This window comes from Ruminococcus sporogenes (assembly GCF_054655175.1).
In genome coordinates this window covers 780,545-795,658 of sequence record NZ_BAAHOA010000001.1, presented here as the reverse complement: position 1 = coordinate 795,658, position 15,114 = coordinate 780,545, and the positions used below count along the sequence as shown (strand labels likewise).

General features: G+C 39.9%; 17 protein-coding genes. 4 read left to right on the top strand and 13 right to left on the bottom strand.

From position 1 onward, the window contains the following. The first annotated feature begins 43 nt into the window (after positions 1–43). From ACYQ0N_RS04270 to ACYQ0N_RS04255, 4 genes are read left to right on the top strand one after another with little or no spacing between them, the layout of a single operon-like run. Positions 44–1,378 carry an efflux RND transporter periplasmic adaptor subunit gene (locus ACYQ0N_RS04270; RefSeq protein ID WP_460161953.1) on the top strand — a complete coding sequence of 445 codons (1,335 nt, stop codon included), beginning with the start codon at positions 44–46 and terminating at the stop codon, positions 1,376–1,378. 11 nt (positions 1,379–1,389) lie between these two features. Then, positions 1,390–2,079: an ABC transporter ATP-binding protein gene (locus ACYQ0N_RS04265; protein WP_460161952.1), complete on the top strand. Its 690-nt coding sequence runs from the start codon at positions 1,390–1,392 to the stop codon at positions 2,077–2,079. Continuing rightward, positions 2,076–3,689 carry an HlyD family efflux transporter periplasmic adaptor subunit gene (locus tag ACYQ0N_RS04260; RefSeq protein ID WP_177531593.1) on the top strand — a complete coding sequence of 538 codons (1,614 nt, stop codon included), beginning with the start codon at positions 2,076–2,078 and terminating at the stop codon, positions 3,687–3,689. The genes ACYQ0N_RS04265 and ACYQ0N_RS04260 overlap by 4 nt, the downstream gene beginning before the upstream one ends. Positions 3,690–3,702: 13 nt before the next feature. After that, positions 3,703–4,959 (top strand): ABC transporter permease, encoded by a 1,257-nt coding sequence (locus tag ACYQ0N_RS04255; RefSeq protein WP_177531594.1) that lies wholly within the window; start codon positions 3,703–3,705, stop codon positions 4,957–4,959. Positions 4,960–5,287: 328 nt separating this feature from the next. Here the strand turns inward: ACYQ0N_RS04255 and ACYQ0N_RS04250 are convergent, their stop codons facing one another. The 13 genes from ACYQ0N_RS04250 to ACYQ0N_RS04190 form a co-directional block, all read right to left on the bottom strand. Then, positions 5,288–5,836 carry a DUF3795 domain-containing protein gene (locus ACYQ0N_RS04250; protein ID WP_460161951.1) on the bottom strand — a complete coding sequence of 183 codons (549 nt, stop codon included), beginning with the start codon at positions 5,834–5,836 and terminating at the stop codon, positions 5,288–5,290. Positions 5,837–5,927: 91 nt separating this feature from the next. After that, positions 5,928–6,260, bottom strand: coding sequence for a DUF3795 domain-containing protein (locus tag ACYQ0N_RS04245; protein ID WP_460161950.1), 333 nt, complete (start codon positions 6,258–6,260; stop codon positions 5,928–5,930). 226 nt (positions 6,261–6,486) lie between these two features. Beyond that, positions 6,487–6,936, bottom strand: a complete 450-nt coding sequence (locus tag ACYQ0N_RS04240; RefSeq protein ID WP_177531597.1) for a hypothetical protein — start codon at positions 6,934–6,936, stop codon at positions 6,487–6,489. Positions 6,937–7,274: 338 nt separating this feature from the next. After that, a complete protein-coding gene (locus tag ACYQ0N_RS04235; protein ID WP_177531598.1) occupies positions 7,275–8,186 on the bottom strand; it encodes a hypothetical protein in 912 nt (303 codons plus the stop codon). Positions 8,187–8,209: 23 nt separating this feature from the next. Next, positions 8,210–8,599: an 8-oxo-dGTP diphosphatase MutT gene (gene mutT / locus ACYQ0N_RS04230; protein WP_177531599.1), complete on the bottom strand. Its 390-nt coding sequence runs from the start codon at positions 8,597–8,599 to the stop codon at positions 8,210–8,212. Positions 8,600–8,609: 10 nt separating this feature from the next. Then, positions 8,610–9,368 carry an SRA domain-containing endonuclease gene (locus ACYQ0N_RS04225; RefSeq protein WP_177531600.1) on the bottom strand — a complete coding sequence of 253 codons (759 nt, stop codon included), beginning with the start codon at positions 9,366–9,368 and terminating at the stop codon, positions 8,610–8,612. Positions 9,369–9,395: 27 nt separating this feature from the next. Next, positions 9,396–10,409, bottom strand: coding sequence for a hypothetical protein (locus tag ACYQ0N_RS04220; RefSeq protein ID WP_177531601.1), 1,014 nt, complete (start codon positions 10,407–10,409; stop codon positions 9,396–9,398). Positions 10,410–10,433: 24 nt separating this feature from the next. Further along, positions 10,434–11,267, bottom strand: coding sequence for a hypothetical protein (locus ACYQ0N_RS04215; RefSeq protein WP_177531602.1), 834 nt, complete (start codon positions 11,265–11,267; stop codon positions 10,434–10,436). Beyond that, positions 11,233–11,475: a helix-turn-helix domain-containing protein gene (locus tag ACYQ0N_RS04210; protein ID WP_177531603.1), complete on the bottom strand. Its 243-nt coding sequence runs from the start codon at positions 11,473–11,475 to the stop codon at positions 11,233–11,235. The genes ACYQ0N_RS04215 and ACYQ0N_RS04210 overlap by 35 nt, the downstream gene beginning before the upstream one ends. A 125-nt stretch (positions 11,476–11,600) precedes the next feature. After that, positions 11,601–12,140, bottom strand: a complete 540-nt coding sequence (locus tag ACYQ0N_RS04205; RefSeq protein WP_460162172.1) for a recombinase zinc ribbon domain-containing protein — start codon at positions 12,138–12,140, stop codon at positions 11,601–11,603. Further along, positions 12,083–13,171, bottom strand: coding sequence for a recombinase family protein (locus tag ACYQ0N_RS04200; RefSeq protein WP_460161949.1), 1,089 nt, complete (start codon positions 13,169–13,171; stop codon positions 12,083–12,085). The genes ACYQ0N_RS04205 and ACYQ0N_RS04200 overlap by 58 nt, the downstream gene beginning before the upstream one ends. Continuing rightward, a complete protein-coding gene (locus ACYQ0N_RS04195; RefSeq protein ID WP_177531617.1) occupies positions 13,164–13,583 on the bottom strand; it encodes a recombinase family protein in 420 nt (139 codons plus the stop codon). The genes ACYQ0N_RS04200 and ACYQ0N_RS04195 overlap by 8 nt, the downstream gene beginning before the upstream one ends. A gap of 2 nt (positions 13,584–13,585) precedes the next feature. Beyond that, the gene (locus tag ACYQ0N_RS04190; protein WP_460162171.1) at positions 13,586–14,962 is read right to left on the bottom strand and encodes a recombinase family protein; all 1,377 of its coding nucleotides are present in this window, start codon (positions 14,960–14,962) and stop codon (positions 13,586–13,588) included. Positions 14,963–15,114 lie beyond the last annotated feature (152 nt).

Genomic DNA, 15,114 nt, shown 5'->3' with positions numbered 1-15,114 from the left:
ATAAACTAATTTAAAACATAAAAACAAATATGGAGGCAGCAGAATGACCAAAAGGAAAAAAATAGCTATTATATCCGCAATAACTATTGCTTTAATTACCTTAATAATTATCATTTTAATAGTAGCTTTTAAAAAGGACGACGACGGCAAAGGAACGGCATATGTAACTTCCGTATCCGAATGCAATACCGCGTCTGCCTTTTCAATACCCGGTAATCGTTTTGCCGGAGTTGTTGAGGCGCAGAGAGCCGAGGAAATTAAAGTTGATTCTGAAAAAACAGTAAAGGAAATATTTGTTAAAGAAGGCGATTCCGTTGAGGAAGGAGACGATCTTTTTAAATACGACTCTGAAGCTATGAAGCTTGAGCTTGAGGAAGGTCAGATAGAAGTTGAGCGCATGGAAAATGATATCGCTTCTTACAATAAACAGATCAAGGACTTGGAGAACGAGAAAAAAAATGCCGGAGCCGACGCCCAGGTTTCTTACACTACGCAGATACAGGCATTACAGACGGATATCGCAAAAACGGAATACGATATAAAGGTAAAGAATATTTCTCTTGAAAAGCTTAAAAATTCAATTGAAAATTCTGCCGTTAAAGCTACGTCCTCCGGAACTGTTAAATCGCTAAAAACAACAGAAGAGCTTCAGGAGTCCGGCGCAGACGTTATAATGACTATAACCGCGTCGGGCAGCTTCAGAATAAAGGGCAAATTCAATGAGCAGAATATGGGAACTATTACTCAAGGACAGGCTGTAATAATAAGATCAAGATTAGACGATTCCATTACATGGAACGGTTCGGTATCGGAAGTGTCAAATGAACCTGAAGCTAATAACAGCGGCGTAATTGTCGAAGGCGGATCGGATAGTGAAACAGCCTCCTCAAATTATGCTTTTTATATTGATCCTGAAAATACTGACGGACTTGTTTTAGGTCAGCATGTTCTTATTGAAATTGATTACGGTCAAAGCAATGCGGTTGAAAAATCGGGTATATGGCTTTACAGCGATTTTATTGTTGATTATGATACCGACAAGCCTTATGTATGGGCGGCAGACAAGGATAAAAGGCTTGAGAAAAGGTTTATAAAAACAGGACAGACAGATGAAATAAACGGAGACTGTGAAATAGTTTCCGGACTGGGAGAAAATGATTATATAGCTTATCCTTCCGACGATCTTGAAGAAGGAATGAGGGCAGTTACAAATATAGATGATGTAGATAATTCCTGGGACGCCGATCCCGGAGATGAAAATGCTGTAGAACCAGAGGTCGGCGACGGTATTGACGATGGCTTCAACGTTCCCGACGCGGACGCAGAGGGTGAAAGAGCTGACGACGCAGACGACGCTGTTGACAAAATCGCAGAATAGGCGGTGTTTTTATGATTTTAGAGTTGCAGAGTATTTATAAGGACTATTTGCAGGGAAAAGACGCCGTTTCGGTTTTAAAGGATATCTGTCTGTGCGTCGACGAAGAAGAATATGTCGCTATAATGGGACCGTCAGGCTCGGGCAAATCTACGCTTATGAACATTATTGGATGTCTTGACAAACAGACCTCCGGTATATTCTTATTTGACGATATAGATATTGCTGAATGCAGCGATAAAGAGCTGTCTGAAATCCGTAACAGAAAAATAGGATTCGTTTTTCAAAACTTTAATCTTCTGCCAAGAGAATCGGCTATTGAAAATGTAGAGCTTCCTCTTTTATATGCCGGAATCAAGAAAAAGGAACGTCGTGAATTAGCCGAACAAGCGCTTATAAAAGTAGGACTTAAAGACAGAATGACGTTCAGACCGACTCAGCTTTCCGGCGGTCAGAAGCAAAGAGTAGCAATTGCAAGGGCAATTGTAAATAACCCAAGATTACTTCTGGCAGACGAGCCTACCGGAGCGCTGGATACAAAATCCGGCGAACAGGTAATGGAAATTTTCAGAGAGCTTAATTCAGAAGGCGTCACAATAGTTATGATAACTCATGAACGTGAAATAGCCGAGCACGCCAGACGAATAATGACCATACGCGACGGAGAAATCTATAACGACAGCAATGGGGGTGGAGTAAAATGAAAACTGCCGAAAAGGTCATTATTGCAGCCGTTTGCGCAGCAGTCGCCGCAAGCGGTACATTCGGAGGATATAAATACAATCAGATAAGAAAGAAAAATAAAGCGATAGTTGACGTTACACCCGTAAGCAATATGTCAAACAGCTACTGGGGAGATAATCTCGAACTACAAGGAACTGTCAGCTCAGGAGACGTACAGAAAATCATGCAGGACGAATCGCAGCTTGTCGACAGTATACTTGTTAAAAAAGGCGACGCTGTAAAAAAAGGCGACACGATTTTAAAATATGACATGACGCTGCTTGAGCTTGACGCGGCGCAAAAGAAAAACGATCTTGCCGTAATAGACGATAATATAAATCAAGCTAATAAGGAAATCAGACGTCTTCAGAATCTTAAGCCTTCCGAAGCAATTCCTCCCATGCCGGAGCCCACCGAACCTCCTACACAGCCGCGTCCGACAGTTCAAACCGTCAAAGCCATTAAAGATACATCAAATGTGATATCCGGAAACGGAAGCGCTGATGATCCGTTTATCTTTAATTGTTCCGGCGACACTGTCGTATCCGCCTCTTTTCTTAATCATCTTAGATCGTCAAAATCATACGCAGATTTTTATATATATGAAAACGACATTCTTATATATGCTTGGAAAGTAAATGGCAGCGATATAACAGAGGAACAAACGGAAGACTGGACAGTTGGAAAAAACGTTATTGTAAACGGCAACGGCAGTATAACAGTTGATTTTTCCAAAAAGGTATTCGGTACTCTTCAAACCTATTCTACCGAAGACGATTACCCACAAGAACAATTTGACAACAGCATTTCACAGAGTGATTACGAGCAAAGCTATATAAAATCCGGTTCAGATGATTACATTTATTCAAAGGCTGAAATAGCAAAAATGATTTCTGATAAACAGGACGAAATAAAGAAATTAGAGCTTGATAAAAAGTCGGCTGATATAGCGTACCGTCAGGCTCTTAATAAAAAGGAAAGCGGACAGGTAAAAAGCAGTATTGACGGAATCGTTACAGAAGTCAATATGGGTACGGAAAATGCCGATTCTACTTCTCCCCTGGTAGTCATTCAAGGCAGCGCAGGCTTAAGCGTTACTATTTCAATAGGCGAGCTGAATCTCGATAAGATAGCAGTCGGAGATATAGTCAATATTACCTCCTACGATACCGGCGCTATGGCAGAAGCAGAAATAACATCTATAGATATGACGCCGGTTTCATATACGTCGGAAAACTGGAATGAAAACCCTAACAGCAGCACATATAGCTTTAAAGCAAAAATCACAGAAGATACCGAGGGCTTCAGCGTTGGAAACTGGGTAGGGGCAACAATTTCAGAAGCCGAAGAAAACGGCAGTCTATATATCCCACTGCACTATACCCGTGAATTAGACGGAAAGTATTACGTAATGAAATCCGATGACAACGGCAAACTTAAAAAGCAGTATATTAAAACGGGTAAAATTATTTACGGTAACGAAATAGAAATAAAAGGCGGACTTTCAAACGACGATACAATATGCTTCCCATACGGCAAAAACGTCAAGGAAGGCGTTAAAACCCGTGTAATCGACGAAGTAAAGTGGTAAGGAGGCAAAATATATGTTTGAAAATATCAGATTATCATTTAAAGGGATTTTTTCTCATAAAATACGTTCTCTGCTGACCATGCTTGGTATAATCATTGGAATTGCCGCTATTATAGCAATTGTATCTACAATAAAGGGAACGAACGAGCAAATTAAAAACAATCTGATCGGCTCAGGAAATAATACAGTTAAGGTTCAGCTTTATCAGGGAGATAGTGTTTTTGATTTTCAATATCAGGAAATTCCCGCCGGCATACCGGTAATCGAAAGTGAAACTAAGGAAAAGCTTAAAAAGCTTGACGAAGTAGAAAAAGTTACTTTGTACAGACAAAGACAATACTGCGACAGCATTTTTTATCTTAACAATCAGCTTTCAGGCGGAACTGTAATAGGGGTAGACGAAGACTATTTTTCAACAATAGGATTAAGAATAAAATCCGGTAAGGGATTTTCTGTGAAAGACCATAGCCAAAATCAAAAGGTCGCTATAATTGATACTAATGCTGAAAAAAGCTTATTTCTGGGAGAAGATCCGATAGGCAAATCAATAGATATAAGCGGAGAGCCCTTTACTGTAATCGGCGTAGCGGTTCAGAGCAGCAAATTTGAGCCTGTTATAAATTCAATTGAGGATTATTACACATATATGACTAATTCAAGCGGCCAGGTATTTATTCCCTCGCAATCATGGCCGATTACCTTTGGTTACGACGAACCTCAAAGCTGTGTTGCAAAGGCTTCCGATACGGACAGTATGACGGCAGCAGGTAAAAAAACCGCCGATATTCTCAATGCAAATCTAACAGTAAACAGTGAATCTAATATAAAATACAAAAGCGAAAGCCTTCTTGAACAGGCAAAATCCATGCAGGATTTAAGCTCTTCAACCAACAGCATGCTTATTTGGATAGCAAGCATTTCATTGCTGGTAGGAGGAATTGGAGTTATGAATATCATGCTGGTTTCCGTAACGGAAAGAACCAGGGAAATCGGATTAAAAAAAGCTCTCGGTGCAAGAAAGCGCCGAATACTCGGACAATTCCTGACAGAGGCCTCGGTGCTGACAAGCATAGGAGGAATAATAGGGGTCGGAGCCGGTATAGGCCTGGCTCAGATAGTATCAAAATTTGCAGAAGTACCTGTCGCAATAAGCGGCGTTTCCATTGTTATTTCAGTAGTATTTTCAATGGCTGTGGGTATAGTTTTCGGTCTTATTCCATCTGTAAAAGCGGCAAATCTTAATCCTATAGACGCTTTGAGGTATGAATAAATAAAACTATCTGAACGCCGATATCAGTACAATTAGCTTTATAATTATAAAAATAGCTTCACAATTATAAAATTGTGAAGCTATTTTTATTACATTATCAATATACTCCAGCCCGTCTATGCCAATTCCAGCCGGACGTGGTCGTGCTGGATATTATACTGCCCTCCACAGCCTCTCTGCCGTTAATACTTTTCGAATTTCACATAAATCCCTCTTAACTTAACGCTTTTTCACCAAATCGGCAATGTCATTTTCATCGTCAACCTGCAAGATTCTATTCTCCATTTTTTCACTTGCTTTCTTCGAATTCTCGCCTAAAAACGAATCGTCACCTTTTCTTGCGGAGCTTTAGCTCAATATTTGCCATTTCCGCTGCTTCCTGAATCAATCCTGCGGCAAAAGCGCTTTTCTCTTTAAGCGTTCGCGTTCTCATTTCAGAATTACTTTCGAGCCGTTCGATCACATTGCGCAGCTCCTGTAATTCCAAGAGGTTTACAGCCACACAAAAGAGCGTCTTTTTCCGGCCGTCATTATATCCAGACAGGAGAATGTTCAGTATTTTTACTTTCTCTGCCTGCTCTGCATTGTAGGCGTCTATTCCAATCTGCCTGGCCTTTGCCAGATCATTTTTCCGGCGACGGGCAGTAATAAATGAGTCATAATCCTCTATATGCTCATATCTCCCGCAAGGGTATTTGCCGCATTGAAAACAATATTCTACGCCGCCATGCTCCATACTGCACCTTGCAATTTTACAAGACTGGTTTCCCTCCCCGCCACCGCAGCCCGGACAATGTTTACTCAAAAACATAGGGCACAGCCCGCAATTCAATCCGCAGAGGGACAGTAATTGATTTTGTCTGTTAAATCCCTTCATAATACCTCATGCGCCTCCATTTAACTAAATATCTTGTCCAAACGCCCGAAATTGCTTATGCCATGACGAAAAATAACAATCTATGTAAAAACTATATTTTTAGATTTACTAATGCTTCAGAATTGTTTTCAATTATTTTTCCGACTATTTGACATTGCTTTATATTTTCACAGTCTCCACAAGTTTCAACGCCTTTGTCAAGCGCACATTTTCTTATCGGACATAAACTACTGCAAAACGGCGTTTTAACGTCGTCTGTACGGCAGCCCATGCAATTAATCATATCGGCGGTAATCGCGACTCCGTTTAATTCGCTCCAAAGTTTTGCGGTTTTTTCACGCAGTTCATGATTATCCTTCAGCGTTGCAAGCCTTGCGTCGCACTTTTCACAGTCAAGTCCGCAGTAAGCGATAAGTTTTCTCATTTTTGTTTCCTCCAAACGTTATTGTAAATACATATCTGAGACTTATATTTTATAAATTTATCTGACGGAATCATTTTCGCCGTATTTTTCTTTTACCGTCAGAAAATATATACCGTGCTTCAGCTTACCCTACAGATTGTAGAAAATTAACACTACCCGTTCTCCTCAGTTATTGATCAGAATAGTCGTTAACGCTTTGTGCGGCTGCCCGATAAATAAGAATCTGTCAAATTATAAAGTTGGCAATTCCATATATTAAATGGCAAACTGTAAAAATTGAAATTGGAATAATTGCTATTTTATTCTTTCTGTCAATAGCATACGCTAAAAATGCCAAACATGGAGGAACGGTCAAGCCTAATATAACAAACGCATTTACAACACCAATATAATAAACAATCCAACTTATAAAATACATAAAACAGCAAATGATTCCAGTTATAATTAACGGTGATATACAGATTTTTTTACATTCTCTATTTCTAAAAACACACAGAATAGTAATCATCAATACTTGGCATATTGAAGCCACTGAATCAAGTGTTTCCGTAATTGAATCCATTCTCAATACATCGTTTGGCGCCGGAGCAGCAAACCAAATAAAATTAGGTATCATGATAATTAAGAATAGCAATAAGCAACCAACGTCAAAACCGAACTCATATTTTTTTAGCATCTAAATACCTCGAAGCCTTCGATTTCTATATTAAAATTAATTTATTATTTCATTTGCAGGTTCGCCATAAACCTGCTCCAACAGCATCCGCCAACAACGCAAGATTATCTTCTTCCGCAAGCCAAGGGGGTAAAGTCAAATGCCTTCATTCGGCCAAACCTTTCGTAAGTCTTTTATTTCTTTTAATTCTCCTAAATTTACCATAGTACTATTCCTCCATTTTCAATATTCACTTTTGTACTTTTGACATCAATACTACGGTCTCCACATGGCTCGACAGTACACTCTGTACGTCATATCTGCCACGTGCACTTTATAACGTTTGTTTTTTTCTATCGTTAATTTATGTGTACTGTGAAAAAGTGTACACGAACTCGTTTGTCAGTTCTCTTTAAAATTGTCTGTACATGCTTTATCTCAGTATAATCTGTATCCACGTCTACTATATCAGTTTCACGTAAATAAGGAAACTCATACTCGTTTAAATATTTGATAAACTTCTTGTGAAATTCATCAAAACCTGCCATTGTAGCATAAACCAAAATAACAGCATATGGGCAACCATTAGGATCATAGTTTTTCAGTACCTTGTCAATATGTATGCTCAGCTCATTCTGATCTAACGATGATAATTTTAATGCTTCAATCATAACAACTGGCATCCCATCTTTAAGAAGCTGAATGTCAATAGAACCTGCATCTTTTCCGCTAACTGAATCACCTTGTCTAGTTTGGTCTACCTTCTCATACTTCATACCAAGCATGTCGCGAATAAAATCATTCATCTCATTTTCTTTACTTGTATGTGTATATGTATGATTTTTCTGAAGGTTAACAACACTCATCAATATATCTTTAACCAGCGCTTCCTCATCAATTCTTACATCGCTAATCTCTTTTTCAATAACTGTGGGTTTATATTCATCAAGCTTTTTGTCCAGTGCTAGTAACTTAGACTCAACATCATCGAATTTCTTCTTATCTCCGAGTCCTGTAAAGTGTTGTAGTTTGTGAATTATTTCCGCAACAATTGTTTCCTCTCTCAACGCAGACAATTCAATAATAAGCTCATCACGCCATCTAATAAATTTGGAATCCTTATAAATCATCTCTACACCCATCGAGGCATTAGTTCTCTTACGTTCTCGAAAATCATATCCTGAAAAAAAGGTAATATCTTCATTTGAAAATCTCGACCTTATCTCTGGGATTTGATTAATTAATTCTCTTATTTTATCCGGTTCAAACATGCAACTCCTTCTTTCTGGAAATCTTAATAAATTTCACGTTTCAATCTTTCAATCAAAGTGATGTCTGCTGGAAGCCATTGTACGCTATCTAACTCATCCTTACTTAACCATTTAGCATCTTCTGCCTCTTTAAGAACAAGTTTTCCTTCAATCACCTCGCACCAGAAACAATCCATAGACAAGTGGAAAGCAGGATAATCATATTCGATGGTACCAATCAATTCTCCAACCTTAATGTCAGTTTCCAGTTCTTCTTTTATTTCTCTGACGAGGGCCTGCTGAGGTGTCTCGCCGGGTTCTATTTTTCCACCCGGAAACTCCCACTGGCCCTTAAATTCACCATAACCTCTGGCTGTGGCAAATATTTTATCTTCACAACGGATAACCGCCGCTACAACTCTAATTGTTTTCATCATTGCCTCATTAAATAAACTCTAATAGCTTATTGTTCATACAGAATTCATAACCCATCTTCTTAACGCCAACCTTATCAAATTCCACAGCAATTGAGGCCCCTTCAATAGCAGTAATAACACCAACTCCGAAGGTTTTATGTTTTACCTGTTTTCCAACAATATCCGCTGGAATAACCACAGGTGGCTTTGGTTCAGGCTTAGGAATGACGGGCTGTACGACAACCGGTACTTTTCCTTTATTCTTTTTCTTATCTGCCACCATTTTCGCATATTCTGCATCTACATTTTTACCACGAGACTTATAGTCCTCCATATCCTTAAAGACAAACATCTGTGGCTTCTTAACATCATTATCCGGCACAGGACGAACAGGGAACATCCAAACTCTTCTGTCATTTCCATCTTCACCAGGCTGAATTTCAGTATAAGGTTTACCTACAAGCTCTATTCTGCCGCAATAAACATATTCGCCAGCGTCCATAACCTCAAACAGGTGAACATCAACACCATTTCTTCCGCACTCAGCTAATGTTGCATTCTGGGCCCAGTTAATATCCTGGTCACCGGATTTTCCCATACCTGTGTAATGAAGAACTCCTCCGATCCACTTATCGTGGTAGATTCCCTTTGTATAATCAGAGACGATAACGAGCGTATTGGTAGTTCTTGAACAGCGCATTCCGCCCATGTTACCACACTTAAAAGTCTCAACAACATCTGCGTTCTTTAAAATCTGTCCTATTTTTAATCCTGGATCGAATGCCATTGTCCATACCTCCTATACTTTTAGAATTTAACTCCAGCTCTTGGTTTTAAGCAATTCTGCAATCTGCTCAACATCAGGCATTTCATCAATTCCTAAAAGGGTAGATAAATCAAAAATTCTTGTTCCCATCGAACCGCCTGATGTTATCTTCTTAAAGTCAGTTTCATAGAACTGCTCAACGAAGAAGTATCTATGTTCTATGGTTCTTAAATCATATCCATGCGAATCACCATCGGCCATTGCTTTTGCAATCATCTGCTTACGTTCATCTGTCAGCTCACCAAATTCAGGTGTATATTTAACTCCTGTTTCAGTTTCAATTGCTGTAATACGAGCGCATATTTTTCCGATAGCACGTACACTCTTTTGCTTATATAAGCCGAGATAATCATGAGCCCTAAAACCACGCTCAGCCTTATCATAATAAATATTGTTGTTGATATTAAAATCAATCGTTGTGCCAGCAAGCTGCATACGCAGATACTTCCAGGAATCTGATACTGGAATTAATCCATCTTTATAGCAGTAGTTTAAGTAATCCTCTAATACATCCTGCATTTCATAATCTCTATCATCAATAACATCTCGAATGGCGTTAGCCATCATTTCAAATGTTGTGTTGATATGCACTACCGGGTAAGTTTGAGTCTCATTATATTCCTTTAGCTGCTTTTCAAAATCAGCCAGCTTTTCATCTGCCATCAATTCTGAAGCAAGCGTAATCATTATCTTGTTCTTTTCCTCGCCAAAGGACTTCAAATGTCTCATTAGCTGGTCAGCATAGAACCAATCTGTCAGCTTAGTCTCTACCACAATTTTGAAGCCTTCCTGAGTTATCGTTGCGTCAGGTATGCTGTCTACGCTCTTTTCCTGTAATGTGAAAACCAACTCTGGTTCAAAGGAATCAGCAAAGTATTCTGATTTCAAAAATCTGAAGAATTTATCTGATGAATAAGAATATAAGCGTGACAGAAGCAACATTGTGTTGGCTGTAGCCACGTTTTCTTTTTCATGATATCTCTGAAAATAATGTATCTTCATTGTGGTAGTTCACCTCCAAAACCATTATCTATTTAAGTACCACACAAAGTGGTCAAATTTTCTTTTTCTATTTTCTACAGTTATACCAAGCTCTTCTAGCTTGCCGGTTATGTAGTCATTGTAGGCCTTATAATTGAAGCTATCCTGCCATTTTTGAATCTGGCCTTTCGTCACATCCGCAAAGTATTTAGGAAGGTATTCCTTCAACACTGTATCCAAAATTGAAAAGTCATCCCTTCCATACAAATTGCTGTTATGATAGCAACAATATTTTGAAGCAAATGAAAATAGGTTTATTCTTCCATTGCTGCGTGCAATGATGTTTACAACCTCTGGATCACCATTTTTTATTCTTTCATCCACATCTGGAATAGCCGCTATAATATTAGCCAGCTCTACCATGCTGATTTTACTCTTGTGCTGGGATAAGTGCGTTGAATTAGTAATGTCTATTAACCCAATCTTCATCGCCACTACATCCGGATCTGTATTTGACGGAAACTTTTTCAAGCATCTTGTTATTAATTCATTTTCCGGTCCATAATTATCCGTTCCTTGGACTAGCGCTTCTATTTCTTCGAGTGTTTCATCTGATATAACGTCACCAGAAACATCGCGCATTTCTTTTTTATTAGACGTAGCAGTTTTTTCAGGAAGCTTAACTTCTTCACCGGACAGTGAATAATACGATGGATTGCTTCCAGAACGAACAACTATGCCCTTATCCACCAGTACCTTGAGAGCCGCATAGATATTAGGGCTGTGATTTTTATCACCATAGATAGCTTCCGCTAAAGCACCCTGTGTCATTGTCTTATTTAAATTAAGCAAATTTACAATATCTTCTTTTTGGCTCATTAGTGCACCTTCTTACTGTTCTTTGTTTTTTTATATATTTTCCACTTTTAACTCTCTGGTCGTCTGGCTTTTCCGCATCAGCAGGAATGGCCCAATAGGAGCCAATCTTCATTGCACCTGGAATACGACCTTCTGTACACAACACTTGTATTCTTCTAATTGAGATGCCCCATCTATCGGCTGTCTGTCTAATTGATAAATATTCCATTCTTGCACCTACTTTTCTTTGCCTACGGTTACTTTATATATTATATACCAAACCACGAACAAAATCAATCCCTCCTCAAAGCGACAAAACGGCAAGCTCGAAAGCCTGCCGCCACGTTCTGTTTCTTATCGCTCTATATCCAAGTCTACACCTGCTTTGAAGCAAACTGTAAATTTATCTTCATACACCTTTATTTTCTCGATATATTTCCTTACCATTGACTCATCATATTCTGTCAGTTCATGATTTGCTGCTTTTAAGAAATCTTCTAATTCCTTGATGCGTTTTTTAAAGCCTTCTGTTTCTGCCTTTGCCACCAGAAGCCCTTGCTTTTTATCTCTAAGCAGGTCAATCTCATCAGCCAAAGCCGTATAATCCTTTTTTGCATGAGCCAGTTTCACCAGCTGCTGTTGTTTTTCAGAAAGCACCGTATTTATCTTTTCAAGTTCGCCGGAATTGTCGTCTGCCAGTGCTATTTCAATATTCTGCATCAAAATATTCAGTGTTGATGAAGAACTTCTTACAAGAAGGTTTATGGCTTTTACCGTAGCTTGCTGCAGCTCTATTTCTTGAACAGTCGGCGCATCGCATATCGCCGGGCCATTTTCTACCCTTGTACAGCAACGCCATACGATAGAATGCTTACCTCGATTATTCCAGGCAATTCTGCGGTAAATATCGCCGCACTTTGAACAGGTGCAAATACTTGAAAGTGCGTATTTGCTGGAGTAAACTCGTTTCTTTTTATTCCCTCACCGCTAAACAGGTTGGCTCTTCGTACCATTTCTTCTTGCACCTGGGTGAAAATATCTCTAGGAATAATTGGCTCCTGGCTATCCTTTACGTAATACTGTGGAACAGAGCCATCATTCTTAATTCTGGTCTTTTCAATAAAATCCGTTGTAATAGTCTTTTGCAGAAGCGCATCACCCATGTATTTTTCGTTCTGTAAAATGCCCTGCACTGTACTGAGATGCCATTTATATCGTTTTCCACCGATCTTGATTTTATCTCGCTCAAGGCCACTGGCTATATCTCTAAAGCTGGCGCCTTCTAAGTATTCTCTAAAAATACGCCTTACTATCTTCGCTTCTTCTTCATCAATAATCAAATTTCCTTCCTCGTCCTTTGTGTACCCAAGGAAGTGATTGTGGTTGATCTGCACCTTTCCATCTTGGTAACGAAACTGCAAACCTAGCTTTACGTTCTGAGAAAGGGAAGCTGATTCCTGCTGGGCCAAGGAAGCCATAATCGTGAGAAGCAGCTCACCGCTGGCCTCCAGCGTATTGATATTTTCCTTTTCAAAAATTATAGCGATATTCTTTTCCTTGAGCTGCCTTACGTACTTCAGGCAATCGATGGTGTTTCTGGCAAATCGGCTGATGGATTTTGTTATTACCATATCGATTTTACCGGCCATGCAATCCTCAATCATACCATTGAAGCCTTCACGCTTCTTAGTGTTAGTTCCAGAAATACCATCGTCAGTGTAAATGCCAGCAAGCTCCCATTCTTTATTTCTTCCTATGTAATCGGTGTAATGCTGCACCTGCACTTCATAGCTACCAGCCTGCTCATCGCTGTCAGTACTAACTCGGCAGTACGCTGCGACTTTTAGCTTTGGTTTTTCTGCAGCTTTTGCAATTCTATTGCCGGGCCTTTTTCTGGCCGGAATTAAGGTTACGTTCTCATTCATGTTTTTCCTCCTCGATTAACCCATAGGCGTATTCCGCCTGCTGGTATGGGTTTTCATAGCGCTGTTGGACTTTTCCAATACGGTATTGAATGTTTTCTGCAACAGGCGTTTGCTTTATATAATCTCGAATACGGTTCTGTGACCTAGCATTACTGTTTCGCTGCTCCTGCACCTTCTGGAAAAGCTCATCATCTATAAGCTGCGGATAATACTCATCGCCCAGGTAAACTTCATTTCTTAGAAGCCTGCCAATGACGGAGTGTGTCTTGTCAATTCCTACCTTAACCGCTGCTGCCCTCATAGAACCGCAATTCAAAAATTCTATAAAAAGTTGTCTTACTTTCTCTGCAATCGACTCATCAATAACCGCTTGACCTTTTTCTATTTTATAGCCGTATGGCGTATGCGTCATATTCACACCAACCCTTCTGTCAGCTTTAAGCCGCACTTTAATTCAAAGAGCACTTCACTTCTAGACTGAACAATGATGCGCTCGATGTAATCCTGCATTAAGGCGTCATCGTAATCTATGACATTGTTTTTCTTAGCCATAAATCGAAGTAGCTTCTGGGCCTCTTCTAAATGCGTCAAATCACCATTGACGCTTTCGGAAATGAGGTCTTTTTCTTTACTTAGCCTGTCCGCTTCAATCAACAACGAATTTCTCTCTGCGTGGTAAAGCTCAGGTTCAATGTATCCGGCGCTCATAAGGTTTACCATTACATTTTGCTGCTCCAGATTTTTCTCAATCTGCGTTTCCAGCTCTAGTACCTGGTGCAATCGATCTTTGTTATTGGTGCCTTTGAGCCCGGCCACAAAAGGCTTTAACACCTGTTCATGGCAGGCTTGCAGTTTTTTCATCATTCGTACCAGCGCCTTTTTAATATCCTCGTCCTTGATATAAAGCATGCTGCAGGAAGCCTTGTCTTTGATATGGCTGCAACAGGTCCAGGCAATATAATCGCCGCTTGGTTTGTAGTGGGTTCTGCGCTTAAAGGTAGCGCCGCACTCACCGCAGATGATTTTTCCTGATAAGGCATATCGGTTCAGGTATTTTGCATCACCGGCCTCGATGCCTTTTTCTTTACCGCGCTGGGCCATAACCTCTGCGGTCATTTCAAAAACCTCATGGCTGATAATCGGCTCATGGTGATTTTTGCACATATACATGTTTCGCTCACCATAATTGGTATGGCGATTGAAATTATCGTCCGTATAAGTTTTCTGGAAAACAACGTCGCCAGTGTATTTCTCATTTTTCAAGATTCCCTTAACCGTTGAGGAATGCCACTCGTTTCCACGCTTCGATGGAATGCCGGCTTCGTTCAACCATTTTGCAATGATGTATGAGCCCTGGCCGGAAATGGTACGCTGGAAGATTTCCTTCACCACCTCAGCCTCCTCAGGCACAATCACCATCTTACCATCAACGTTTTCATAACCGTATGGCGGATAGCTGATAATAAAGGTACCTGCTTCGTAGCGGTGTTTAATGGACCATTTGCTGTTTTCCGAAATGGATCTGGACTCGCTTTCTGCAATCGAGCTTAGAATGGAAAGCATAAGCTCTGAGCTCATGTGCTCGGTGTCGATGTTTTCCTTTTCAAAATACAAATAAATGCCAAGCTTTGAAAGGCTATGCACCATTTCAAGGCAGTCGGTTGTATTTCTAGAGAAGCGGCTAATGGACTTTGTTATTACACGGTCAATTTTGCCGTCTTCACAATCCTTCAAAAGTCTAAGCAGGCCGTCACGTTTTTCTACCTTAGTGCCGCTAATTCCCTCATCTATGAGAACACCTTTAAGATACGAAAGAAAAGTGGAGTTGAGGTGGAGCTGAGGAGTATTTTAGGTGGAGCTGCGCCTTTTACAAAAAACCGAGAGATTTTCGCAATGAAAACCTCTCGGTAATGTAAAATACAATTAAGTTTTAATTTGGGGTT